21 protein-coding genes and 2 pseudogenes are annotated in these 24,494 nt (G+C 45.8%); 7 read left to right on the forward strand and 16 right to left on the reverse strand.

The window, feature by feature from the left end:
* Window positions 1-3: 3 nt before the first annotated feature.
* The 9 genes and pseudogenes from opp4C to sufC all read right to left on the reverse strand — a co-directional run bounded on the left by opp4C (window position 4) and on the right by sufC (window position 11,086).
* Window positions 4-888: an oligopeptide ABC transporter permease gene (opp4C, locus tag CRG97_RS16605; protein WP_237566502.1), complete on the reverse strand. Its 885-nt coding sequence runs from the start codon at window positions 886-888 to the stop codon at window positions 4-6.
* 66 nt (window positions 889-954) lie between these two features.
* On the reverse strand, window positions 955-1,908 hold the full coding sequence (locus tag CRG97_RS16610) for an ABC transporter permease (RefSeq protein WP_098745249.1): 954 nt from the start codon (window positions 1,906-1,908) through the stop codon (window positions 955-957).
* A 99-nt stretch (window positions 1,909-2,007) separates the two neighbouring features.
* Window positions 2,008-3,756, reverse strand: coding sequence for an ABC transporter substrate-binding protein (locus CRG97_RS16615; protein WP_098745252.1), 1,749 nt, complete (start codon window positions 3,754-3,756; stop codon window positions 2,008-2,010).
* A 773-nt stretch (window positions 3,757-4,529) separates the two neighbouring features.
* On the reverse strand, window positions 4,530-5,024 hold the full coding sequence (locus tag CRG97_RS16620; protein ID WP_343225196.1) for a MarR family transcriptional regulator: 495 nt from the start codon (window positions 5,022-5,024) through the stop codon (window positions 4,530-4,532).
* Window positions 5,025-5,144: 120 nt separating this feature from the next.
* Entirely contained in the window at window positions 5,145-6,614 is a 1,470-nt protein-coding gene (locus CRG97_RS16625) for an MDR family MFS transporter (protein ID WP_237566454.1), read from the reverse strand.
* A 96-nt stretch (window positions 6,615-6,710) separates the two neighbouring features.
* Window positions 6,711-7,460 carry a 2,3-diphosphoglycerate-dependent phosphoglycerate mutase gene (gpmA, locus tag CRG97_RS16630; protein WP_098745257.1) on the reverse strand — a complete coding sequence of 250 codons (750 nt, stop codon included), beginning with the start codon at window positions 7,458-7,460 and terminating at the stop codon, window positions 6,711-6,713.
* A gap of 64 nt (window positions 7,461-7,524) precedes the next feature.
* A complete protein-coding gene (sufB, locus tag CRG97_RS16635; protein WP_098745259.1) occupies window positions 7,525-8,922 on the reverse strand; it encodes a Fe-S cluster assembly protein SufB in 1,398 nt (465 codons plus the stop codon).
* Between the two features lie 15 nt (window positions 8,923-8,937).
* Window positions 8,938-10,241 (reverse strand): annotated as a pseudogene (sufD, locus tag CRG97_RS34245) (Fe-S cluster assembly protein SufD).
* Between the two features lie 17 nt (window positions 10,242-10,258).
* Window positions 10,259-11,086: a Fe-S cluster assembly ATPase SufC gene (sufC, locus tag CRG97_RS16645; protein WP_098745262.1), complete on the reverse strand. Its 828-nt coding sequence runs from the start codon at window positions 11,084-11,086 to the stop codon at window positions 10,259-10,261.
* A 233-nt stretch (window positions 11,087-11,319) separates the two neighbouring features.
* Here sufC and CRG97_RS16650 point away from each other — a divergent pair, with 233 nt between their 5' ends.
* The gene (locus CRG97_RS16650; protein WP_076321439.1) at window positions 11,320-11,712 is read left to right on the forward strand and encodes an ArsR/SmtB family transcription factor; all 393 of its coding nucleotides are present in this window, start codon (window positions 11,320-11,322) and stop codon (window positions 11,710-11,712) included.
* 51 nt (window positions 11,713-11,763) lie between these two features.
* On the opposite strand, the pseudogene CRG97_RS16655 reads toward CRG97_RS16650, so the two are convergent.
* A pseudogene (locus CRG97_RS16655) lies at window positions 11,764-14,057 on the reverse strand (heavy metal translocating P-type ATPase).
* 263 nt (window positions 14,058-14,320) lie between these two features.
* On the opposite strand from CRG97_RS16655, the gene CRG97_RS16665 reads away from it, so the two are divergent.
* Window positions 14,321-15,274, forward strand: coding sequence for a helix-turn-helix domain-containing protein (locus tag CRG97_RS16665; protein ID WP_161952946.1), 954 nt, complete (start codon window positions 14,321-14,323; stop codon window positions 15,272-15,274).
* Window positions 15,275-15,450: 176 nt separating this feature from the next.
* On the opposite strand, the gene CRG97_RS16670 is transcribed toward CRG97_RS16665, so the two are convergent.
* Window positions 15,451-15,846 (reverse strand): cupin domain-containing protein, encoded by a 396-nt coding sequence (locus tag CRG97_RS16670; protein ID WP_098745272.1) that lies wholly within the window; start codon window positions 15,844-15,846, stop codon window positions 15,451-15,453.
* Window positions 15,847-16,275: 429 nt separating this feature from the next.
* Between CRG97_RS16670 and CRG97_RS16680 the strand changes: the two genes are divergently transcribed.
* The gene (locus tag CRG97_RS16680) at window positions 16,276-17,193 is read left to right on the forward strand and encodes an AraC family transcriptional regulator (RefSeq protein WP_098745275.1); all 918 of its coding nucleotides are present in this window, start codon (window positions 16,276-16,278) and stop codon (window positions 17,191-17,193) included.
* A 159-nt stretch (window positions 17,194-17,352) separates the two neighbouring features.
* Here CRG97_RS16680 and CRG97_RS16685 read toward each other — a convergent pair whose 3' ends face one another.
* From CRG97_RS16685 to CRG97_RS16695, 4 genes are all read right to left on the reverse strand, one after another.
* On the reverse strand, window positions 17,353-18,549 hold the full coding sequence (locus CRG97_RS16685; RefSeq protein WP_098745278.1) for a sugar efflux transporter: 1,197 nt from the start codon (window positions 18,547-18,549) through the stop codon (window positions 17,353-17,355).
* Window positions 18,550-18,600: 51 nt separating this feature from the next.
* Window positions 18,601-19,452, reverse strand: a complete 852-nt coding sequence (locus CRG97_RS16690; protein WP_098745281.1) for an aldo/keto reductase — start codon at window positions 19,450-19,452, stop codon at window positions 18,601-18,603.
* Window positions 19,453-19,870: 418 nt separating this feature from the next.
* Window positions 19,871-20,113 carry a GNAT family N-acetyltransferase gene (locus CRG97_RS34250; RefSeq protein ID WP_481856210.1) on the reverse strand — a complete coding sequence of 81 codons (243 nt, stop codon included), beginning with the start codon at window positions 20,111-20,113 and terminating at the stop codon, window positions 19,871-19,873.
* Window positions 20,114-20,256: 143 nt separating this feature from the next.
* Window positions 20,257-21,021, reverse strand: a complete 765-nt coding sequence (locus CRG97_RS16695; protein WP_098745284.1) for an ArsR/SmtB family transcription factor — start codon at window positions 21,019-21,021, stop codon at window positions 20,257-20,259.
* 199 nt (window positions 21,022-21,220) lie between these two features.
* Here CRG97_RS16695 and CRG97_RS16700 point away from each other — a divergent pair, with 199 nt between their 5' ends.
* From CRG97_RS16700 to CRG97_RS16715, 4 genes are all read left to right on the forward strand, one after another.
* Complete coding sequence (locus CRG97_RS16700) at window positions 21,221-21,775, forward strand: NADPH-dependent FMN reductase (protein ID WP_202618948.1); 555 nt, start codon at window positions 21,221-21,223, stop codon at window positions 21,773-21,775.
* Window positions 21,776-22,464: 689 nt separating this feature from the next.
* Window positions 22,465-23,127 carry an SGNH/GDSL hydrolase family protein gene (locus CRG97_RS33700; RefSeq protein WP_237566455.1) on the forward strand — a complete coding sequence of 221 codons (663 nt, stop codon included), beginning with the start codon at window positions 22,465-22,467 and terminating at the stop codon, window positions 23,125-23,127.
* A gap of 56 nt (window positions 23,128-23,183) precedes the next feature.
* Window positions 23,184-23,531: an ester cyclase gene (locus CRG97_RS16710; RefSeq protein ID WP_098745289.1), complete on the forward strand. Its 348-nt coding sequence runs from the start codon at window positions 23,184-23,186 to the stop codon at window positions 23,529-23,531.
* A gap of 70 nt (window positions 23,532-23,601) precedes the next feature.
* Window positions 23,602-24,003 carry an ester cyclase gene (locus CRG97_RS16715; protein ID WP_098745292.1) on the forward strand — a complete coding sequence of 134 codons (402 nt, stop codon included), beginning with the start codon at window positions 23,602-23,604 and terminating at the stop codon, window positions 24,001-24,003.
* 162 nt (window positions 24,004-24,165) lie between these two features.
* Here CRG97_RS16715 and CRG97_RS16720 read toward each other — a convergent pair whose 3' ends face one another.
* Window positions 24,166-24,474, reverse strand: coding sequence for a hypothetical protein (locus CRG97_RS16720; RefSeq protein ID WP_098745295.1), 309 nt, complete (start codon window positions 24,472-24,474; stop codon window positions 24,166-24,168).
* Window positions 24,475-24,494: the final 20 nt, after the last annotated feature.

Below are 24,494 nucleotides of genomic sequence, written 5' to 3' on the forward strand. Positions count from 1 at the left end.
CGTTCACCTGCTTGTATTCTGTTTAGGATCGAGAACGTCCCGCAATCCGTCACCGAAAATGTTGATGGCAATGACCGTCAAAAAAATCGCCAGGCCTGGCGGAATCCATAGCCAGGGCCGTTTCTCAAAATCGATGACGTTGTTGGCCGCATCGATCATATTTCCCCAAGTGGGCGTCGGGGGCATGACCCCGAGCCCGAAGAAGCTGAGCACCGATTCCGACAGTATCGCTCCTCCGATGCTAAGTGTGGCAATGACGATCAGAAGCGGGAAGACATTGGGCAGCAAATGGCGAAACAGCTTTCGCTTATCGCTGAGACCTAGCACGTCGGCAGCTATCATATACTCCCGTTCCCGCAAGGTCAGCATTTGGCTGCGGACGAGCCGCGCCACGCCGGGCCAGCCGATGACGCTGAGCATGAGCATGACCAGATACAGCCGATAGTCGGTTGGAACCTTCCAATCCGACATCAACGCCCCCATGATGAAGAGAATCGGAAGACCCGGAATCGTAAACAACAAATCGGCGGTTCGCATGATCAACTGATCGACTACTCCACGATAATAACCCGAAATGACGCCGAGAACCGTCCCGATCGACATGGATAACGCCATGGACGCAAGGCCGACCGTTAGCGAAATTCGGCCTGCTTGCAAGAGCCGGGTCAGCACATCGCGGCCAAGCAGGTCCGTTCCCAGCCAATGCTTGCCGCTTGGGGGCTGGTGCATCATGGCGGGATTGATTTTGCCATCCGCATATGGCGAGAACAAGGGACCGATAAAGCAAGCAACAAACATCAACACGATGAAGGCGAAGCCAGTTACGGCCAGCTTGTTTTTCTTGAGCTTCCGAGTGGATTGCTTCCATAAGGAGTCTGAAACCTCCATTCCTCGGCTGGCTTTTCCGGCTTGACTTGCCGTCGTTGGAATCGACAAAGGTAGTTCCTCCTTTCTTTAAAGCCTGACCCGGGGATCGGAAGTGTGGTAGAGGATATCGGATATGAGCGTCCCGACGACCGTCAAGATAGCCAAAAACATGGTAAAGCCCATGAGGAGCGGATAATCCCGCACCGTGAAAGATTGCATGTACAACTGGCCGATGCCTGGCCAATTAAATATCTTCTCAATGATGATGGATCCGCCGAAAAGGCCCGGCAATTCGAAGCCAATCAATGTAATCGCGGGCAGCATCGCGTTTTTCAATGCGTGGCGGAACAGCACCGTTCTCTCCTTCAACCCTTTTGCACGGGCGGTGCGGACATAATCCTGCCGGATCACCTCCAGCATGTTGCTCCGGAAATAACGGGTGAGCGACCCGACGCCAAGCAATATCATGACGGCTGCCGGAAGCAGCATATGGTGCAGTACCTCGACGACGTAGTCCCAGCCCTCGGCCCGGCTCCCTGTCGTGATCATTCCACCCGGCGGGAGAATCTTTAAATCGACGGCGAATACTTTGATCAAGAATAACCCGATGAAGAACGAAGGAATCGACATCGCGGCGAAGATGCCGATCATCACCAGGGTATCCAGCAGCGAGTATTGCTTATAGGCCGTAAGAACGCCCACGACGACCGCAATGAACCAGGTGAAGAACGTCGAAACCACTGCCAGCAGAAAGGAGTTCCATATGTAATCCTGAAACAGGTCCAGGACGGGGCGCTGCTGGGCCAAAGAATAACCGAAATCGCCTTTGAAAATGTTGGCCATCCAGTTCACGTATCGTTCAATGACAGGCTTGTTCAACCCGTGGATTTCCCTTAGTTCCGCCTTGCGCTCCTCGCTCAAACTCAAGTTGTTGTCGACATAGTCGCCTGGCGTTAAGGAATACAAGATAAAGATTAACAAGGACGCGCCAATTAATATCAAGAGCATGTACAAGCTTCTTCGGAGCAAATAGGTTCTCATGTTCTCTCCTTCATCAGTCATCTCCTTGCCTGATGGGTTCAGGCAAGAGATGTCTTCTTTGATAGAGCCGTCTAATCTTCCCTCCAGCTGCCAGCTCGCTTATTGCAAATTCCAACCCGGCAAGCTGTATGCGATACCCGCGAGTGGGTTCAACTCAAAACCGTCGATGCGTCCGTTGATTGCGATGACTGATTTCATATAGTTGGTAAACATGATCGGCAATTCGTCATTCAATATTTTGAACATTTCGTGGTAAGTCGCTTTACGTTCTTCGACGTCGCCAGTCGCAAGACCCTGGGCGTAAAGCTCTTCGATGCGTGGATTATCGTAGCCCTTCGTTTCTCCTTTGATGAACCGCTCCACCCCTTGCGAAGGATCGCTGATAATCGTCGTCGAGAACGAAGCCATGTCATAATCGCCGCTATTGACCTTGGATACGAGCGTGTTGAAATCCGGGAATTGCTCAGGCACGAAATCAACCCCGATTTCTTGATAGTTCTCTTTGGCGACGGCAATGAAAATATCGGTATTCGGGCTCTTCGATCCCAAATAGTTGATACGGAGCTTGACCCCGTCCTTCTCCCGAATGCCGTCTGCGCCGACCGTCCAGCCCGCTTCGTCCAGCAATTGTTTTGCTTTTTCCGGATCATACGGATACGGGTTGATGCCTTCCTCGGTATAAGACCACAGAATCGGAGATGATGGAATGTTGGCGATCGACGCTGCCCCTTGCCTGGAATCCACGTAAATCAGCTGACGATTCAGACCGTAAGTCAAGGCTTGGCGAACCCGCTTGTCTTTCAATTGAACCCTCTCCAGATTGAATTGATTATAGCCGTAGTTACTGGCCGTGGACGGAATCAGGTTTAAGAAGCCAAGGGATTTCAGTTTCTCGATGTTATCTGTCGTAGCTGAAAAGCTGCCATAGTCGACTTCCCCGGTTTCGATAAACTGCCAAGTGTCTCCCTCCGTCGTCTTGTAGATGAAGTATTCGGTCTTCGGTTTGCCTAACACATAGTGTTCATTGGCGACAAAACGCACTTCTTGGCCTGGAATGAACTTCTCCAGCTTGTAAGGTCCGTTCGTGATCGGATTGGCGTGCAGGTTCTTAATATAATCCAGGTTGCCGAACTGATAATCCTTGCCATAGTACGTTTTGGACAAGATCGGTCCGCCAAGTACTGTCAGCGCCGTTGCGTTGGTCTCTTCCAGCGTCACGGAAATGGTTCGATCATCGATAATTTGAATCCCTTCAATGGAATCCGCCTTACCGTCCTTGTAGGCTTGACCACCTTTGATCTTCGCCTCCACCACGCTGTTGAGGCCGTCATAAAACGGATCATGAAGCAAGGTCCATGTAAATTCCACATCCTCGGTTGTCATGGGGGAACCATCGCTGTACTTCAGCCCTTCGTAAAGATAATACGTATAAGTCAGCTTATCCTCGGAAATGTCCCATTTCTCCGCGAGACCCGGAATCGGCAAACCGTCGGTATCGACGCGGACAAGCGGAGTATACAGGACAGAGTTGACGTTCCCGTCATAGCCCACTTGGGTGAAATATGGTGTGAAGGCCCCGCTCGGATTCACCAGTGTCACGATAATCGCATCATTTCGCTGTTTCGCCCTGTCCGGGAGCTTGTTTAAATCGGTTGCGGCCAAGGGGGCTTCGAGTAGATGGCCATCCGTCCCCTGCTCAGCGGGCTCACTGGAGGCAGTCGCTTGGGGAGTTGAAGGCGGCGATGCCTCCGGCTCGTTGTTGGCAGACCCGGAGGAGCAAGCAGACAGTATTAGGAATAGCGTCAATAACCCTAACCATAACAAACCAGAATATCGTTGTTTTCTCATAGAAACCACCTTTGTATTTTTTTAAAAACCCATCTTTTAAGAAAAATCATAATTCAAATAGGATAACTAGGATTTATTGCCAAACTGATGCATCAGTAAGATCATTTTAGCCAGCGTTATAGATTCTGTAAATAGCTAACTTCCGCATGTTTCTGTCTAAACAGAAACATGCGGGCGACTTTTGAACATTACAATGTCGGCCTTCAATTGGCCGACATTTGTCCAAATGTTGGACATCATATCTTCTTCGTTTCTTCAATGCTTACGATGGATTTCATCGATTCATTCATGTTCTTCCATCCCCGTTTTCGAATGGAACGATTTGCTTCGTGATAGGATGAAATCGAAAGCCACGCTCTGTTCAATCCCCAAGTTCAGAATCCGTTTTTCATCGCGATGACCTTCTTGGGCACCTGCGGCATTCCGCTAATCCGAATTAAGACGCTATTTGTCCAAATGTTGAGTCTTCCATATCATTCAAATTTAGTATTTCACGTACGGTTCGAGCATTCAATTTTTTTTAAAAAAATCTTTCTCCGTGGCTTTTGCACGTCGTTTTGCATCCTAACAGCACCTAAATATGGATTAAAGTCTGTTGAGAATATGCTTGAAAATAAAAAAAGCCACATTTAATGTGACTTTCAAGATTTCATGTTCTTGTCGTCCGACAGGAATGTGAACACGTTTGTATCATTAGACATTTGCGCTCTCGGAGGACTAGAAACATCTTTCAAAAGTTGAATAACCAATTCACGAGGCATCAGGCCGCTCGCCTACTCCGGCTCTTTGTTAGCCCAATGCGAGGATACGCTTTGTAGAAATCGCAGAATAACGTGTAATTCCGCTTCCTTAAACGGCTCAAGCAACTGCATAAACCTCTCCTCCTCCAGCTTGTGAAGCTGTTGATGGAGCTCAAAAACCTGTCTGCCCTTCTCCGTCAGACTGAAGTAGACTTCCTTCTTATTATCATTCAGTTGCCTGCGATGGATATAACCTTCCTCCAACAGCTTCGCACTGATCTTCGTAATGCCGGCCTTGGACAAGTTCATCTTCTCTGCAAGCGCCGTATTGTTGATCGGCTCGTTGTTGCCGATGCAGTCGATCACGTGCACGCTAGTCAAATGACGCGGGATCGACTCCAATTGCTGCTCCTGTGCATAACGAAAAATCTTGTCCTGCTCCGATTCGATCCTTTGCTCGCTCAGATGCACAAAATGAACAACCTGATCATGGACCAGCCATTTGATCGTCTCCAATGTATTCATCATCTCGCACCTTTCGTAACACAATAAATTATACTTAACCGAGAAACAATCGTATCATGTTCCGATACCAGGGAGCAACGTTCCTCTACCAAAGATACGAGATGGTTAACGCACGGGATCGCTCTAGGTTCCGTCGGTTCCCCGTTCCTTCTGCCGCGCTTTGCGAATTGCAAAAACAAATGGTAGGGCTAGCAATACAATAAGCGTTGATAAGATGTGCAAATCGTTGATGCCCATCGTTGTGGACAGGTGGGCCAAGCGCGGTCCGACTTCCCCATCAGTCAGCCTTGCGGCGTGGTCAGCCGTACGTGAAGATAGCAGCGTGGTGAAAAGAGCCACACCGAACGATACGAATACATTCCGCAGCCAGTTCTGAATGGAGGAGGCGTGTCCGATATATTCGCGGGAAATCTCCTCCATCCCGGCCGTCGTCGCCGGCATCAGCACCAGGGCCAGACCTAGACTGCGGACCGTCATCCACAAGAGCGTATATGCAGATGAGCTGTCGATTTTCAGCCACGCTAGCGGCAAATTCCCTGCGGCCATTAACAGTACGCCAACAAGCAGTAGCGGCATGGGGCCAACCACTTTGTACAACCGACCGACAACCAAGGACATAATCGCCATGACACATGTAGCTGGTAACAGAATCATCCCCGAATCAAGTGGCGAATGTCCCTGAACATTTTGCAGGAAGACGGGAACGAGGAGCATTCCCGAAAAAAAGTTGATCATCACGATACACAGCAATATCACCGTTGACGTGAATCGCCGATTCAGAAATACTCTGAGCTGTAGAAGCGGCGTGTCGATTGACATCTCGCGCCAAAGAAACAGTGCTAGCGCCAATAGCCCGCCTCCCAGACAAAGCAGCGTACTGGCCGATCCCCATCCCCAACCGGAGCCTTGCGACAACGTGATCAACAGCAGCGAACTTGCGGCGATGACCGTCAGAAGCCCCCATACATCGAAACCCTTCGGTACTTTCAGACGATAGTAAGGAATGAAGAAAACGGCAACAACGATCGCAAGCAGGCCGAGCGGCACATTGGTCCAGAAGAGCCACTTCCAGGAGCCGTGCTGGATAAGCCAACCTGCGTAAGTCGGTCCAATGGCTGGCGCCACGATCGAAGCTGCGATCCAGATGCTCATGGCGACAGACTGCTGGTGCCTGGGGATGATTTGAAATATCATGGTCATCGACGCCGGCACTATAATACCGCAGAACGCGCCCTGAACCATGCGGAAGGCGATCAGCATCGACGCGTTCCAAGACAAGGCGCACAGTACGGAAGCAACCGTCATGCCGAGCAAGGCGAAAATATACAATCGCTTGTAACTGAAGCGTTGGCCGAAATAGCCAGCTGTAGGCGCGAAGGTCCCGAGCGCCAACATGAAGCCGGTCAGTGTCCATTGCACAACACTTAAGTCGGTTGCAAATTCTTTTTGCAAGACCGGTAAAGCTATATTAATCGTATTGCTATTCAACAACGAAAGGAAGTTTCCCATGAAAATCGCTACAATTAATGGTATAAGCTTTAGGGGCTTCTGAGTTTGTTGCTCTAGCGTGTTCATTAAATTCGTTTTTTTCATAGCAGGTTCCACCGCCCCTCCACTTACATTGTTTACTAGTTAACTAAAATAATAAATCCAAACGCATTAGCGACAGTTTCAATCCTATTCATGCCCTTATTCCATAATCCTGTCTGGCTCGGCAACCTGCTTGATCTTACTTTCGATATGTTTCTCGCTTCCTAGGTAATATCTCTGAACCGGATGTAGTCGGTCATCAAGATTATATACAAGCGGAATACCCGTTGGGACGTTCAAATCAATAATCTCTTTTGAACTGAGATTTTCCAGAAACATGATTAATGCCCGTAGACTATTGCCATGTGCAGCGATAATGACATTTTTACCCGCTTTGATCTGCGGTGCAATTTCCTTATCCCAATAATCCCTAACCCGAACAACCGTTTCCTTGAGGCTTTCCGTTAACGGGATAAGCTCGTCATCCATGTCGCGATATTTAATATCGTATCTTGGATAACGGGCATCGTCCTTTGTCAAAGCAGGAGGCAGCACATCATAGCTTCTACGCCATAATTGAACCTGCTCTTCTCCATATTTCTCAGCGGTGGTGGTTTTGCTTAAACCTTGAAGCGCACCATAATGGCGCTCATTAAGCTGCCATGTTTTGTATACAGGGATCCACAGCAAATCCATTTCTTCCAGCACATAATCTAATGTTTTAATCGCTCGCTTCAAATATGAGGTATAGGCTACATCAAATACGAACTGTTCTTCCTTAAGTAATTTGCCGGCATGTAAAGCCTCATGAATGCCTTTATCCGACAAGTTTACATCCATCCAGCCTGTAAATAAATTCGCTTTGTTCCACAGACTTTCTCCATGTCTAATCAAAACCAATTTATGCATGTCTCTCCCATCCTTCCTGATGAACTCGGTTGCCAACCCCATAATTCTGGACAATTGATAGGGCTTACCCTATACTACCTTCCATCTCCAGCTTGATGAGCCTATTCATTTCAACCGCATATTCCATAGGCAGTTCTTTCGTAAACGGCTCGATGAAGCCCATCACGATCATCTGCGTCGCTTCGTCTTCGGAAAGGCCTCGGCTCATCAAGTAAAAGAGCTGGTCCTCGGATACCTTGGAGACGGTCGCCTCGTGCTCAAGCGTAACATTGTCGTTCATGATCTCGTTATAAGGGATCGTATCCGACGTGGACTCATTATCGAGAATGAGCGTGTCGCATTTGATGTTCGATTTGGCTCCTGTAGCTTTGCGTCCGAAGGAAGCCAGACCGCGGTACGTGACTTTACCTCCGTGCTTGCTGATCGATTTTGATATGATGGTCGAGGTCGTATCCGGGGCCAGGTGAATCATTTTGGCCCCGGCATCTTGATGCTGCCCTTTGCCGGCGACCGCAATCGAGAGCACCGAACCTTTGGCTCCACGACCTTTTAACACTACGGAAGGGTATTTCATCGTCAGTTTGGAACCAATATTGCCGTCCACCCATTCCATTGTTGCGTTTTCTTCGGCTACAGCCCGCTTTGTCACCATGTTGTAAATATTGGGCGCCCAATTTTGAATGGTTGTATATCGCGCACGGGAATTTCGCTTACAGATGATTTCCACAACGGCGCTATGTAGCGAGTTCGTGCTGTAAATCGGTGCCGTACAGCCTTCTACATAATGCACAAAGCTGTCCTCTTCCGTAATAATGAGCGTCCTTTCGAATTGTCCCATGTTCTCCGAATTGATGCGGAAGTAAGCTTGCAATGGGACCTCGCATTTTATCCCTTTTGGAACATATACAAAGCTTCCTCCGGACCATACAGCGCTGTTAAGTGCGGCAAATTTGTTATCGCTCGGCGGAATAATGGTGCCGAAATATTGGCGCAGCAGATCCGGATGCTCGCGCAGTGCCGTATCCGTGTCTGTGAAGATGACCCCTTGCTCCTCTAGCTCTTTCTGGATGCTGTGATACACGACTTCGGATTCATACTGGGCCGACACACCGGCAAGATACTTCTGTTCCGCTTCCGGTATACCAAGCTTATCAAAGGTTTGCTTAATCTCAATCGGCACTTCCTCCCAGGTCTTTCCCTGCTTCTCGGAAGGCTTGACATAATATTGGATATCATTAAAATCCAGTGTTCGCAGATCGCCGCCCCATTCAGGCATCGGCATACTTTGGAACAGTTCCAGTGACTTCAGACGAAAGTCGAGCATCCAGCCGGGTTCTCCCTTCATCTCCGATATAGTGGCAACGATCTCACGCGTTAGTCCCTTGCCGGATTGAAACACCGCTTGATGCGTATCTCTGAAGCCATATTGATATTCTCCCAGTTCCACCAATTCCTTGGCCATATGTTGTCATCCTCCTTATTCAGATATGCTTGCTTGATCTAGTTCCTTGATTTGCCCCAGCTTATGTTCCACTAGCGCTTGCATCTGAGTGGCTACACCTTCCAGCGGTACTTCGGCCACGACGGGAGCGAGGAAACCATACACGATTAGCCGCTCGGCCTCTACGCGGCTAATGCCTCTGGACATCATATAGTACAACTGTTCCGGATTGACTTGTCCGACGCTGGCGGCGTGTCCGGCTTTCACATCGTCTTCATCAATCAACAGAATCGGATTGGCGTCGCCGCGCGCGTCGGGATGCAGCATCAATATTTTTTCTGTCTGCTGTCCGTTCGCCCCGCTTGCGCCCTTCTCAATTTTGGTGATCCCGTTCAATATGGCGGTTGACTGCTCTCTCATCACTGCTCTGATTACCATATCGCTTGGCGAATTCTTGCCAAAATGGACCGTCCGGGCTGTAATATTCATGGTCTGATTGCCGGATCCCACCAAGATTGACTTTATATCCGAACGAGCCCCTTCGCCGCCGTATCGCTCATCGACTTGCCCCAATTCATTTCGCCATTCAACCAGTTCACACTTCCGTCTTGTTCAACGATTGCGCGCCGATAAGTCAGGTCGATTACGTCTCTTTCCAGTTGGTGCAATGACACGACATTGACTGTTGCACCTTCGCCAACGAATACTTCCATAACGGCTTGATTTACCGCTACACTCTTATCTAATGAGGACATGGTATTCTCCACCAGCGTTACGGAACTACGCTTCTCGGCTACCACTAAAACGTGCGGCATAAAGAGCGTATCGGATTCGTCTACAAAAAATAGCGTCTGCAGCGGGGTCTCTACATGAACCCCCTCAGGAATGTAAATAAAGGCTCCGCCGCTCCAGTGCGCGGCATGCTGGGCAGTAAGTAGATTCTCATCAGTCTGCACGGCTTGCATGAAATAAGGCTTTACAAGTTCCGGATACTGCCTTGCTGCTGTTTCCAGATCGGTCAGAATAATTCCTTGCTTCTGAAGTCCTTTTGACAAGCACTTAATTAATGGGCCCGAATTCCGCTGTACCAGCACATTGTCCGAGTACACCCATTTCCTGATGGATTCCGGCAATTCATCGAGAGACATCACCGGCTCCGGCTTACGGTAAATGCCTTGCTGCTGTAATGGCCACCGCTGCAGATTCGTCTTTTCCAGCTTGGGCAGCTGCAGTGTGCTGACGGCATCCAAGCCTCTCTTCCTCAACATGGTCAGCCAATCCGGTTCTGCTTCATATTGAAGTTGCCCTGATAGCTGGTTCTCTGCACTGTTCATTGTCATGTTACGGCTCTCCCCTTTCAGATACGCGGTGACTTGGTTTGCATCGGAATTTGAAACGACTCTTCTTCATCCGGCGTCACAGCTTCCTCTGTAATACCCAGCTCTTCTTTGATCCACTCATATCCGTCTGCCTCTAACCGCTCCGCTAATTCCGGCCCTCCAGACTTTACGATGGTTCCTTGCATCATCACATGTACAAAGTCAGGCTTGATATAATTAAGCAGCCGCTGATAGTGCGTGATAATTAAGAATCCTCGGTCTGCACTGCGCAAAGCGTTAACCCCTTCAGCAACGATGCGCAGGGCATCAATGTCCAGACCGGAGTCGATTTCATCCAGAATGACCAATGACGGCTCGAGCATCATCATTTGCAAAATTTCATTTCGCTTTTTCTCCCCCCCGGAAAAGCCCTCGTTCAAGTAACGATGCATAAACTCAGGGTTCATCTCCAGCGTCTGCATGCTTGCTTCCATCATGCGCACTAATTTGATCAACGAGATCTCCTGGCCTTCTTCACGTTTTGCATTGATCGCACTACGCATGAAATCGGAATTCATGACCCCCGTGATTTCACTCGGATATTGCATGGCCAGAAACAATCCTGCCCGTGCCCTTTCATCCACTTCCATCTCCAGCAGATCTTCTCCGTTCAGCGTAACCCTTCCCTCTGTTACTTCGTACTTGGGGTGCCCCATCAAAGCGGAGGCCAATGTACTCTTCCCTGTTCCATTCGGTCCCATCACGACATGAATTTCTCCGCCATTTACCGCAAGGCTCAGACCTTTCAAGATTTCCTTACCTTCAACTGCCGCCTTCAATTGTTCTATTCGCAGACTCACTGTCATTTCATCGCCACTCCTTTTCATATGGGTTGATCATATTTTGTTTACTAGTTAACATAATAGTTGATAATGATTCTCATTGTCAACTATAATTTTGAGAATATACAGTGAATATACCGGTCATGGAAAGCAAAAGTCCCGGGATTCCTTGACTAGATATCAAGTAATGCATAGGCTAAAATAGAATGAGCATACTGATCGTTTCATCAAATGACTACTTATTTGAAGGAGTGTCCATGAAAAAAGACAAGGAAATACTTCACGACCACGGACAAGATTTAAGCCATGCTTTAAAGCAAATGCCTGATGTGGAATATTTTCTGGACGGAGCCACCGTCTTTCAACAGCTTTGCGACGGCACACGTTTGCGAATCCTTTGGTTGCTCTGTCATTGCGAGGAGTGCGGGAACAATATTTCAGCCGCTCTTGGCATAAGTGCCGCTTCCGTTTCTCATCACTTGAAATTGCTGAAACTTCACGGACTGATCAAAAGCAGACGTGCGGGGAAAGAAGTTTATTATTCACTCGCTGACAATGAAAGAGCACGTCTGGTTCACCAAATGATCGATGATTTTTTTCAAATGACTTGTCCGAAGAAAGGACTTGCAGATCACAACCTCAATCGATAAAAAAGGAGGCGTGTTACTCACAGAATCTATCCGGTAACACCCCCCTGAACATTAAACCAGCGCTCTCTCCCCTTGCTCCCGGGCTACTGTTTTTTGCGTATTGAGTTTTTTCACGTTGAGTGCCCGGATTGCGTTGATAATTGCAATGACGGATACCCCAACATCAGCAAATACTGCCCCCCACATGGTTGTGACGCCAAGTGCTCCCAGAACCAGTACAATTCCTTTGACACCCAGAGCAAAAATGATGTTTTGTTTGACGATACGGAGTGTCTTTTTGCTTATCTTCATCACGGTGGCGATTTTGGATGGCTCATCGGTCATGATCACAACATCCGCAGCTTCAATCGCCGCATCGGAACCCAGGCCGCCCATGGCTATGCCGATATCGGCGCGAGCAAGAACAGGTGCGTCATTGATGCCGTCACCGACAAAAGCCAGTTTTCCGTGAGCGCTTTTCTCCTTCATTAATTCTTCCATTCGTTCAACTTTATCCGCGGGCAACAGCTCAGTATAAGCTTTGTCTAGTTTGAGCGTTGCGGCAACCTTTTTCCCTACGGCATCGGCATCGCCGGTCAGCATAACGGTCTGCTTGATTCCTGCCGATCTCAAAGCTGCGATAGCGCGCGCAGCATCCTCCTTAATTTCATCCTCAATAAGGATATATCCCATATACTCATTGTTTACAGCGAGATGAACTACGGTACCTACAAGATTCTTTTCTTTGTAGGAGATGCGTTCACGTTTCATGAGCTTGGCGTTGCCTGCCAACACGACCTTGCCATCGATCACAGATTTCACACCATGACCGGCGATTTCTTCGATATCTTTGATGCGAGAGGAATCAATGCTTCTACCGAATGCCTTCTTGATACTCTGTGCGATAGGATGGTTGGAGTAATCCTCCGCATATGCTGCCAATTCCAATAGTTCCTGACCTGTCATTTTGTCGGAATGCATCTCACTGACCGCGAAGCTGCCTTTTGTCAGTGTACCGGTTTTATCAAACACGACCATCTCTGTTTTGGCCATCGCCTCAAGATAGTTGCTTCCCTTCACTAAAACGCCGGATTTGGATGCCCCGCCGATTCCGCCAAAAAAGCTGAGCGGTACCGAAATAACCAAAGCACAGGGACAGGAAATGACAAGGAAGGTCAGCGCTCGTTCAATCCACATACCAAAAGACTGACCCGTGATAAGCGGTGGAATGACGGCCAAAATGACCGCCGCGAAAACAACGATCGGGGTATAGTATCGAGCGAATTTTGTGATAAAGTTTTCACTCTTGCTCTTTTTGTCGGAAGAATTCTCAACTAGCTCCAGTATTTTCGCTACCGTGGACTGGCCATATTCTTTGTTCACTTGAATGGTCAATTTACCGGTTTGGTTGATGCAGCCGCTAATCACATTTTCTCCGGCATGTACTTCCCGCGGAACAGACTCTCCCGTAAGAGCTGATGTATCGATTGCGGAGAAACCGTCTGTAACAACACCGTCCAGAGGGATTCGCTCTCCAGGCTTCACCACAACGATTTCATTAAGTTGTACTTCTTCCGGGTCGACCTGTATCAATTCCCCATTTCTTAGCACATTGGCATAGTCGGGACGAATATCCATCAGTTCGGATATGGACCTGCGGGATTTGGAAACGGCATAGGATTGAAACAGTTCGCCGACCTGATAAAACAGCATAACAGCGATACCTTCCGAATACTCGCCAAGACAGAATGCCCCGATCGTGGCCACTGACATCAAGAAGTTCTCGTCGAAGACCTGTCCTCGAGAAATATTTCTTACCGCTTTCCAGATGATGTCTCCTCCAACGATGAGATATGTGGCGAGATATAGCAGAAATTCAGCGATGCCCTCTAACTTTAGCAGTAGTGCCGCTACGAAACCAACAGATGCAATAAGGATACGCACCAACTGTTTTATTTCCTTTTTTGACATGTCTCTATCCTCCTCCTATTTGAAAAAGCAGCGGCTGTATCATCACAACCACTGCTGACTCAAATAGCGCAATTTGAATGTGGCTAACCATGTTCAATCTTTATTGACCCAATCGAGGAACTTGCATCTATCGCTTAAGCCTCAATGGATACATCCGGTTCAAGTTTTTTTATAACCTTCTTGGATTCCTCAAGAACGGCGTTAAATTTATCATCCGGAGCCTCCAGAATCATCCTCTGCCCCATAAAGTTAACTTTAACCTCGGTCACATCAGCCAGCTTGCGAATACCATTTTCGATCTTCGCTGCACAATTCGCACAATCCAGATTACTCAGTTTATAAGTTTTTTTCATAAAAAAACTACTCCCTTCAAATATCGAACTTTTTGATAACATTCAAACGATACATCAATCAAATGAACGTTTGATTGATTAAAAGTATACTCTCTCCAACATTTTTTTCAATAAAATTTGGAAAGTGAATCTGTTTGGGCTAAAAGTTCGACGGTTTGGAATAATTTTTAGCGATACTGTGTGTAAACGAACTCATCCTACCTATTGGTTCTCAATTGAAACCCAAGAGTCTAGAAAATTGTCTATTCGAATTCGTATATATTAAGATGGGAAATAGAAATAAAATTCAGAGGGGAAACCAACCTATGGGAGCATCTGCTTTTTCACATTTTAATACAGGCACGATTGTAGCACGGAACCATGACCACATTGTTTACCAGCTGGATCCTAAGGATGGGCAAGGTACTGCCTCGGAGTATGCTGTAATGCCTGGTGTTGAAGTGATTATTTTAAACTTTCATGCGAGCCGTTTTATACCAACACTTCACTCCAAACGTAACATTCTGGAACTAAATCACTGTCAGGAAGGACGAGCCGAGTGTAAAATGAAGGACGGGTGCCTGCAATATATAGGCGAAGGTGATTTGTTCATGAACACAATGAGCAACCACAGTGATTGCATTGAACTTCCATTGGGCTACTATACAGGGATAAACATTACGATTGATTTGGAAAAGTTAGCAGAACAGCTATCAGATTATTTGCCCGATCTTCCCATTGATGTTCAAGGAATGGCTACTCGTTTTTTTGTAAACGATGAGTGCTTTTTTATACAGGCCAAGGAAGAGATTCAGCATATCTTCTGCGGTATGTACTCGGTTCCTATCGAGGCCAGAACCACTTATTTCCGGCTTAAAGTACTAGAAATGTTAATATATCTTTATTACTTTGATATAGCCAGTGAGACACAAAAGACGATTTATGCCCGACAGCAAGTTGATATTATCAAACAGATTCAAAAGAAAATGACAGAAGATTTTGAACGAAGATTTACGATTGAGGAACTAGCTCAGCAATACTGTATCAGTCCTACTGTACTAAAGACTACTTTTAAAGGAGTATACGGTGTTTCCATCGCGGCATACATGAAAGAGTATCGTATCAGGCAGGCTGCTTCTATGTTACATAAGACTCAAAAAAGCATCGGGGATATTGCTTTGGCAGTGGGATACAAAAGTCAGAGTAAATTCGGGGCTGCTTTTAAAGAGATTTATGACATGAGTCCTCTCGAATATCGAAATCAAATCAAATCAAATTAAATTAACTCCTTTTGAATATTGGTAAAAGCTGAAATAGGCAATGACCGCAGAATGCATGAATAATGAGCTATCGATTATACCTAAAATGAAAAAAGCCGCAAAAATGCGACTCTCAAAGTGTTCATGTTCTTGTCGTCCGACACGCATCGAATCAAATGACTCGATGCGTTATTGTTTTATAATTTATTAAACCATTCATCCTCTACAGGTTCCAACCAAACCGTTTCTCCTGGTGTCATTGCTAAGTGTACAAACCAACTGTCTTTTGTTGCACCATGCCAATGTTTTACATTCGGCGGGATATTAACAACATCCCCCTTTTTGAGTAATTGAGCTGGTTCTCCTTCTTCTTGATACCAACCCTCACCACCTGTGACTAACAATACTTGCCCAACTCTATGAGAGTGCCAGTTATTACGAGCTCCCGGAGCAAAAGTTACATTCCCGATGGATGCATTGAGAGGGGTTGGATCAGTAAACACCATATGCAAGTAAGCATCCCCAATAAAGTTTGCTTCCACTTTTTCTCCCAATGGAAAAATTGTGCTATTGCTTAATTCTCCGTGTGACATATTTAATCTCTCCTTTCTGTTAATCGTTATAAATTTATTTGGCAATCCTAAATGCTGACCAAGCTTTAGGCCACCCAGCATAGAATGAAAGATGAGTGATGATTTTCGAAATTTCTTTGAGTCTAATAATATGAAGGGTTTATCCAGGTTACTCGTGCGCCTTCACAAGGTTCTCCTTTTTGTATTAATTGATAGTTCTCATGAAAGCGGCTCCCTCCAATTCTTCGTATATGATTTTTCTTTCCTTATTTGGAACATTATTACTTTAAGCGGTTATATTTATACGCATCCTTATTATGCAACAGTTGAGAAAGAAACCGATATCCCATTCATATCAAATGATTGCCTGATAATCTTACACCCATTTCCACAACCGGAAAGCATGCATTAGAATAGAATTGGCAAAGATGAAAAAACAAGGAGGATTATATGACGGATTCAATCTATAAAAATCAGATGGAGCTCGCCACAATCATAGAGACATATTCAGGACAGGATGGTGCTCATGTTACTGCGATCCCGTCTTTATTTTTTCTTCGCCGCTCCCAAACTACCGAATTAACTCACAGCATATATAAGCCTCGCATATGTATTATTGTTCAAGGTGCGAAGGAGGTATTTCTGACACAGGAGCGCTTCAGGTACGGTCCTAGTAATTACCTTGTTGTATCGGTGGATCTGCCTGTTTCGGGGCAAGTGACGGAAGCTTCTCCCGAGGTTCCGTATTTGGCTCTGCATCTTGAATTCACTCCCAGTCAGATCTTAGAAGTTATACATGATTTTAAAATTCAAGTCGGAAAAAATGAAAATGCTAAGCGTGGTATGTTTGTGAGCCCAATCGAGTCACCGATGTTAGATGCGCTAATCAGGTTAGCTCGTTTGCTGGATAACCCGAACGATATACCGGCACTTGCTCCTCTATATACGAAGGAAATTCTTTATAGGGTTTTGCAAGGCCCGCATGGGGGTTCACTGGAACAAATCGCAATAGAAAGAAGTTCTACCCATCTTATCAAAGACGTTATCGAGCAGATCATGAATAACTATGATCACTCTCTTCGGATTGAGGAACTTGCGGAAATAGCAAATATGAGTGTCTCTTCGCTTCATCGCCACTTTAAAGAGGTAACCGCGATGAGCCCAATTCAATTCCAAAAACAACTGAGATTACAAAAAGCACGGCAATTGTTATTATCTGAGTCCACAGATGCCGCTGATGTTGCATTCCGGGTTGGTTACGAAAGTCCATCGCAATTCAGCCGTGAATACTCTCGTATGTTTGGTTTTCCACCCAAAGAAGATATAAAGCGCCTGCGGGAGAACTACGATGAAACGATAAACGCATGAATCCCCTACCTAATCGCGGGCCGACAGCCTGTTGTCATAGTAATATCGTTCCACATAAAAAACGGCAGCCATGAATATGGTTGCCGTTTTTTATGTGTCTATCTGATTTTTAAGGAAGGAGCATTTCGAGCCAAGCTGTCCCGATGAATTATTTAAACCTTAAGTAGCTAGTCCTGTATTCTTATGGGGTCTTATACTCCATAGGATAAGGAACGAGGCAATGACAATGGCCAGACATACCCAATAAACAACACGAAACCCTGCAAACTGAGCAATGATACCTCCTCCTAAATTCCCCACTAACCTACCAATAATGGACCCGTTGTAATAGATCGTTGTGGACATTCCCGGGGAGTTCGGAAGCAGTTCCGTGAAATAACTTAGTCCATTGCCCATAACAATAGCTACAAACACTGCCTGCAAAAGCTGTGCTGCAATAATCTGCCAGGAATCGGTAGAAACACTTAAAATAATATTGTAAATTATTGCAATAAAACAGGCGCTGATCATCAATGAATGGTTCGATAACTTTCTGCCCAAGGCGCCTAGCGCAAACATAATGGGCATCTCCAAACCAGCACAAATACTAACAACCAATCCGACATCGGTATACGTACCATGAATCTCGTTTACAATAAACAAAGGTGTGACGATCCCGTTAATCGCATTAACCGCAAATAGAAAGATGAAGGCAATCAATGGATACCAGATTCGCTTACCTTTGTCTGATGTTGAGCCAGCACTATCGGGTTTCTTCTTTTGAACCGCTCTTTTTTTAGGCAGAAATAGAAGCACAAGAGATGCGATTATAAGAAAAATGGCGGAAGTCCCCAGAAAGAGTCCCTTGTACCCAACAAATTCTAAGATCATTGTTCCGAATAAAGGTCCTATCAAAAATCCGAGAGATACAAGTGTACGTAAGGTAGACATCGCAAATGTCTTATCATCAGAGTTGCTTTCATTTGCCGATTCCTGAGCATAAGCATATATTTGCGGCATGGCAGCAGCCCCTAAACCACTAAAAAAGCTAACGATAATCAGCAAAATCAAGAAGTTATCAAACAATAAATAGGAAGTATAGCCCAATGCGGAAGAAATCGTTGCTAAAATAATAATGAATTTCCGGTCCTGCTTGCGATCCGAATATTTACCAATGAACGTGTTCGCCGCCACGCCGCTTAATGAACTCACGGCTGTAAAAACGCCAAGGGCTCCTGCACTCATTCCCAATTCTTTTGTGCAATAGAGTGCTAAGTATGGCAGCGTAATCGAGATTCCGGTGCCGACCAATAGAACACATATGACAAATAATCGATATCCTTTGATTGCAAACAGTTTTTTAACTCTTGTGTACAACGTTAACCTCCCTTAAGCAATTTGCTGACCTGTCTGACTGGTAGAGACGTATTAGATATCAAGTTTACGGGTACCGATCCATTTCACCATTTCGGGATCGTTATGTGAAAAGAACAGGCTCTGTTTCGTATCTAAAGTAGTAATCAGCTCCATATCCTCTTGGCTTAGTTCAAAATCAAAAATATTGAAGTTTTCGATAATTCTATCTTTACGAACAGATTTCGGAATTACCACGATACCTCTTTGTGTTAGCCAACGTAAGACCACCTGAGCAACGGATTTATTATGCTTTTCAGCTATGGATGCCAGCATCTCGTTCTGGAACAAGTTATTTTTTCCTTCAGCAAAAGGCGCCCATGACTCAATCTGAACATGGTTCTCTTTCATGAATTTTGCATTTTCGATTTGCTGGTTGAATGGGTGTGTTTCAACCTGGTTTACGGCAGGAACGACTTCATTATGAATCATCAAATCGATCAAGCGATCCGGTTGGAAGTTACTGACACCGATTGCGCGAACCTTACCTTCACGATACAATTCCTCCATAGCGCGCCAAGAGCCATACACATCTCCAAATGGTTGGTGAATTAAATACAAATCCAAATAATCCAATTGCAATCTTTCCAGTGATTTATCAAATGCTTTTTTGGTGCGCTCATAACCTGTATCCTGAACCCAAAGTTTCGTAGTGATAAATAATTCCTCTCTTGCCACGCCACTTCGTTTGATCGCTCTGCCAACGGCTTCTTCATTGAGATAAGAGGCAGCTGTATCAATCAGTCGATAGCCTGCCATAATAGCGTCATAAACGCTTTGTTCACATTCATTGTCATCTGCAATCTGAAAAACACCAAATCCGAGTATAGGCATCTCAATGCCATTGTTCAAAACTACTTTTTGCATAATTACACCCTCCATTTTTTGATGATTATGGGTAAATTGAATTGTTCTTATCCACTACATCTAACATCAGTCTCACTCCATTACCGCATGTTTGCCCCTCTATTATGTATTACTTTATCTCAATACCGATAGCCTGATCATGTTGAATCATTGCCTAATAATATCATCACGGTTTGTTTTCCGTTTTTTTAACCCTAAACAAAAGCGAACGATCGATCTTCCACAGGAAAATCATCGCTCGCTTTTTGTCAGATTTAGCCGATCTATCCTGCGAGGAAAAATCGTCACTAATCTTCGCTCCCTTTGTAGATGGCGAATTTAGAAAAGTGGTACATCTCGATAACCCAATCTTAGATATAAAGGATACCCCATTTGACTAGAAGCAAGTACACACTTGACAGCGCCTTCCTGCTTGGCATCAATAAGCATTCTTCGGCAAAGTTCCTTTACCCCTATGAATTTTCGAAGTAAATACATCGCTTAAAAAACATACCGTTTTATCTAATAGTAAATAACGTCCCCATGATGCAGGATGCCCGTTCTCTTCACCAACATAAAAATGTAGATTTGGATCATCAAATTTTTTGAGATCGATAACCGTTCTATCGAAAAAATGATTGATACGTCGAGCTTCCTCCTCGGTTTTGACACGCTTGATGATCTTGTTTTCTTTTCTGTTTCAATAGGCCAGCTATCCAGATTTAACATCATGAGAAACTCTGTACTTATGATGGCATACCCTCCGCATCATAACCATTCGGTTTTTCATCAGAAAACACAGTAAGCCAATAGTATGCTGGATGTTTAGTGGTCAGCGAGCGTCTCTCCGGTTTCAAGCAACGTCTTCATACCTGAAAGTACAATCGGCAACCCATTCTCAAGAATTTTTGCAGTGCTCATCGCCTGTTCGAATTCATCATGTATAACGGTTACGAGCGTCACGCCATGAAGTTCGGCATGCGAACCGATCTCCCACGTAATGCGCGACGGGGGGTCACCCTCCGTGCCCGGAAACGAACTAAAACGCCAACTCATCACGAGCTTATTCGGAGGATCAAGTTCCAGAATGATTCCTTCCGCTTTCTTCTCTTCCCCGTTCCATAGTTCGAATGAAGATTCGATTTCCCAGGTGGTTCGGATGGCGCAGTTGAACCAAAACTTCGACGTTTTGGTCGGATCCGTGAGAGCTTGCCACACTTGTTCAGGCTTTGCTTTAATCGCTATCTGGTTTATATTCCGAGGTTTCTTATCCATATTCGTATCACGCTCCATTTCTTTTTGAAGAGATGTTAACTGGGCCGCCCATGGTTCGGCGTATTTACTCACCCATCGCTCATAAATTTGGCGTATGGGCACCGAATTCAAATAGTGCAACTTTTCCCGTCCAACTTTTCTCGTGGTAATGAGCCCGGCTTCCTCCAAAATATTCAGATGCTTCATAACGCCGAACCGGGACATGTCTAGTGGCGCACAGAGATCATTCAGCGTCCGTCCGTCTGAAGCGTGAAGCAGGTCCAAAAGCTTACGGCGGCTGGGATCCGCAAGTGCTTTGAATGTGTCATTCTCCAATCGAAACACCGCCTTTCTGTCGATTTGAAATAAATTCGTTTGAATCTCTTGACACGTTACTATTTGGTAACGTATTATAAAAACACAACAAGTTACCTAATGGTCACATTTTATCACAAACGGATCTGTTTGTCAGCCGGCGACATACAAATCCATCTGCCCACAACCAACTTTTTAAAAATGAAAGGTGATGTTGAAGATGAAAATAACGGTGATTGCGGGAAGCAACCGCGCAAATGCAACAAGCACGTACCTTCTCAAGTACATTGAAAGCATTTTGAAAGCCCAGCAAATTCCGGTCACCTTTGTCAATTTATCGGAGCTGCAGCTGCCGCTTTTTTCACCTGATAACTGGGATTTTCATCCCAATGTTAAGCAGGTCTTGGAGGCAATTGCAGATGGGGACGGTTTGGTCCTTGCTACCCCGGAATACCATGGCTCAGTATCAGGAGTTCTTAAAAATGCCTTGGACTATATTACCGGAAGCCAGGTTGCGGGCAAGGCAGTGCTTTCCGTAAGTTCCGCAGGTGGTCCGCTCGGAGTAAGCTCGCTCTCGCATTTGCAGACTATTGTACGTAATTTGCACGGTATTAACTGTTCGCAGTGGATTTCGATCGGATATGGATCGAATACATTCGGTCCCGACGGCGCACCGTTAGATGAGGGAATGAGAGACAGGATTCGAGATGCGGTGGGCAGTTTCGTGGATCTCACCCGTAAGCTTACAGCAACAGAAGCTGCGGTAGCAAACTAACAGCACAAGCCTTTTTTAAGAGATCAGAAAGTATTAACTTCCGCGGTTTAACATCCTTATCTCGCAAGAAAAACTACAGCTAACAACGGTCTGTCTTCTTTGAAAGTACGTCGATAGACGTTTTTCTTATCACCATTAGGTTACCAAATGGTAACCTAATCCCGAAGGAGATGTTTCTTCTTGATAATGAATGAACAGAAGGATTCTGACAGACATTGGATGGGATCTTGGTTTGCAAGTCAAACGTACTTTGATGGGAAATTTGCCGAAGTCCGATTCAAGGACCAAACCATTCGAATGATTATACATCCGCATGCCTTTGGCTCCAAGATCCGGCTTAAGTTTTCCAATCTTTACGGTTCCAAGCCTGCGGTATTCGGCACAGTGACTGCAGCTTTATCCGCAAAAAACGGGGAAGTCGTTCCCGGAACCGGTCGGCAAGTTACCTTGAATGGCCAATTCACCATCGTTATCCCTGCAGGAGAAGAAATATATACGAATCCTTTCGATCTCCAAGTAAAGGAACATGTTGACGTAACCGTCAGCGTTTATGTTCCTGAGTCGACCCCAACCTCAACTTGGCATTTTTCGCCTCCTAGGTCCACTTATGTTGCCGAAGGAAACCATACCGACGATAGCAACGCGGATTTTTTTGAAAGAAGATTCATTCATACTACTGGCTTTCGGGTATGGAGGTTTTATCACAAGATGAGCATTTTCGAGTCATTGCCGCCTTTGGTGATTCCATTACAGAAGGGAGTACCTCTACTCAAGATGCTAACCATCGTTGGCCGGATATTTTCTTTGAACGACTTCATCGAGAAAATCCAGCCTCTCCGATCTCCGTGCTCAATGCAGGAATCGTTGGCAATCAAATTTTGAAAAATGGTCCTGAGGTCGGTTTGCCAATAGGTGGACAGAGCGCACTTTCCCGGCTGGATCGTGATATATTTTCACATTCTGGAATTACCGATGTAATCTTTCTCGAAGGTATAAATGATATCGGACTCGGAAACGCGACCGCGGATCAGATTATTGGTGGAATGAAGGAATTGGCAGCCAAAGTACATGAGAAAGGACTTCGCATTTTTGCTGGCACGCTCCCACCATTTGGCGGCGCCCCTTACTACTCCAATGAAAAGGAACTCACCCGGCAAGAAGTAAATCGATGGATCCGAACCAACGAAGTATTTGACGGCATTATGGACTTTAACAATGCGCTGGCTGATCCGCAGCGTCCTGAACAACTGCTTCCCGACTATGATTTCGGCGATCATCTTCATCCTTGCGATGCGAGATTCAAAGCGTTAGCCGATTGTATTCCATTGTCCCTGTTCGTGGATAAAATCTAAAAAGGTTTGCCCCTATATAACCGATTTCTACAACCATAAAAAAGGAGATGTTTTGTATGAAAACGATGGAACAAAGAAATGTAGCAGTGGTGATCGCGTTTATCGAGGACATTACGAATCAGAGCATGTTGGAGAAGACCGATCAATTCTTTGCACCGCAAATCGTTGAGGCATTTACGGATCGGCGGTTTACCGTGGAGGAAATTCTGGCCCAAGGTGAGAAGGTCATCGCTAGAATCTTCATGACGGCCGTGCATGTTGGTCATTTTGCAGGAAATGCACCTACAGGCAGAACCGTGAAGGCAACACAGTTCCGCGAATTTCACGTCATCGACGGGAACATCGCTGATCACAGCGGCTGGTTCGATACGGCCACGCTTTTGCCTCAAATCCAAGCTCAATAACCGCCTATGAAGAACGGCATTTCGTCGTTAAGTCAATTCTAATAACCCATTCATAAGGAGATGTTTAAGTATGAATACGATGGAACAAACCAATGTGGAGACGGTAACTCAATTTATCGAGGCATTTTGGAATCAGAGTCAATTGGAGTCTGTGGATCGATTTCTGACCGACGATTATCAAGAGCTCTCTTATCAATCCAAGGAAGGCCTGAAAAAATTCGCTGCAACGATCTTGGAGGCATTTCCCGATAAACGCTACACCGTGGAAGAGATCATCGGCCAAGGGGATAAGGTGCTCGTGAGAATGACTGTGAAAGGCACACATCAAGGCATGTTCTTTGGAACCACGCCCACGGGCAATACGATCGATGTCACGCTTTACCGTCAATATCGCGTTGTGGACGGCAAGATCGCCGAGCATCGGGGCTGGATCGACATGGTGTCCATGTGGAGCCAAATTCGGGGCAACTAACTTCCGCAAAACACATCGCTTCACATGCTACCGACCCAAAACTGGGTCGGTATTGTGTTGGTATGAAAAATCACAGAGGCTGAATTAGAGCCTTACTATTGTGTCGTTTGTATTGGGACGCTTTTCATCTGGTTAGATATCATCTAATCGGCAATAAAGACATTACCCTTCCACGATATCTGCCCGAAAATCAGTTGCAATTTCGATCATGAGGGATACGATTTCTTGATGGGAAACAGCTACATACAACTCCCCCATATAGTGTCTGAATGGAATAAGGGTTTCTCCCTGTTTCCACATAAAGAAATCCCCATCTATAGACATAGTGCTTTCCTCCCCTTTCACACTCAGCACTGTCTGATAAGTAAAATCAGCTTTGGATGAAAAATAAGCTTGGCATTCTTCCAATGAAATCTCTTGACCACTTGAGTTTGGTTGCATGGATCTCGTAATCCGAAAACGTTGATTCATAAATATCCTCCAATTATAAA

The organism is Paenibacillus sp. EZ-K15 (assembly GCF_002573715.1).
Lineage (GTDB): Bacteria > Bacillota > Bacilli > Paenibacillales > Paenibacillaceae > Paenibacillus_AQ.

Excerpts from the sequence above, each read along its gene's own strand:
- opp4C (WP_237566502.1), bottom strand. The coding sequence starts at position 888 with ATGGAGGTTTCAGACTCCTTATGGAAGCAATCCACTCGGAAGCTCAAG.
- CRG97_RS16610 (WP_098745249.1), bottom strand. The coding sequence starts at position 1,908 with ATGAGAACCTATTTGCTCCGAAGAAGCTTGTACATGCTCTTGATATTA.
- CRG97_RS16615 (WP_098745252.1), bottom strand. The coding sequence starts at position 3,756 with ATGAGAAAACAACGATATTCTGGTTTGTTATGGTTAGGGTTATTGACG.
- CRG97_RS16620 (WP_343225196.1), bottom strand. The coding sequence starts at position 5,024 with ATGATGAATACATTGGAGACGATCAAATGGCTGGTCCATGATCAGGTT.
- CRG97_RS16625 (WP_237566454.1), bottom strand. The coding sequence starts at position 6,614 with ATGAAAAAAACGAATTTAATGAACACGCTAGAGCAACAAACTCAGAAG.
- gpmA (WP_098745257.1), bottom strand. The coding sequence starts at position 7,460 with ATGCATAAATTGGTTTTGATTAGACATGGAGAAAGTCTGTGGAACAAA.
- sufB (WP_098745259.1), bottom strand. The coding sequence starts at position 8,922 with ATGGCCAAGGAATTGGTGGAACTGGGAGAATATCAATATGGCTTCAGA.
- sufC (WP_098745262.1), bottom strand. The coding sequence starts at position 11,086 with ATGACAGTGAGTCTGCGAATAGAACAATTGAAGGCGGCAGTTGAAGGT.
- CRG97_RS16650 (WP_076321439.1), top strand. The coding sequence starts at position 11,320 with ATGAAAAAAGACAAGGAAATACTTCACGACCACGGACAAGATTTAAGC.
- CRG97_RS16665 (WP_161952946.1), top strand. The coding sequence starts at position 14,321 with ATGGGAGCATCTGCTTTTTCACATTTTAATACAGGCACGATTGTAGCA.
- CRG97_RS16670 (WP_098745272.1), bottom strand. The coding sequence starts at position 15,846 with ATGTCACACGGAGAATTAAGCAATAGCACAATTTTTCCATTGGGAGAA.
- CRG97_RS16680 (WP_098745275.1), top strand. The coding sequence starts at position 16,276 with ATGACGGATTCAATCTATAAAAATCAGATGGAGCTCGCCACAATCATA.
- CRG97_RS16690 (WP_098745281.1), bottom strand. The coding sequence starts at position 19,452 with ATGCAAAAAGTAGTTTTGAACAATGGCATTGAGATGCCTATACTCGGA.
- CRG97_RS16700 (WP_202618948.1), top strand. The coding sequence starts at position 21,221 with ATGAAAATAACGGTGATTGCGGGAAGCAACCGCGCAAATGCAACAAGC.
- CRG97_RS33700 (WP_237566455.1), top strand. The coding sequence starts at position 22,465 with ATGGAGGTTTTATCACAAGATGAGCATTTTCGAGTCATTGCCGCCTTT.
- CRG97_RS16710 (WP_098745289.1), top strand. The coding sequence starts at position 23,184 with ATGAAAACGATGGAACAAAGAAATGTAGCAGTGGTGATCGCGTTTATC.
- CRG97_RS16715 (WP_098745292.1), top strand. The coding sequence starts at position 23,602 with ATGAATACGATGGAACAAACCAATGTGGAGACGGTAACTCAATTTATC.
- CRG97_RS16720 (WP_098745295.1), bottom strand. The coding sequence starts at position 24,474 with ATGAATCAACGTTTTCGGATTACGAGATCCATGCAACCAAACTCAAGT.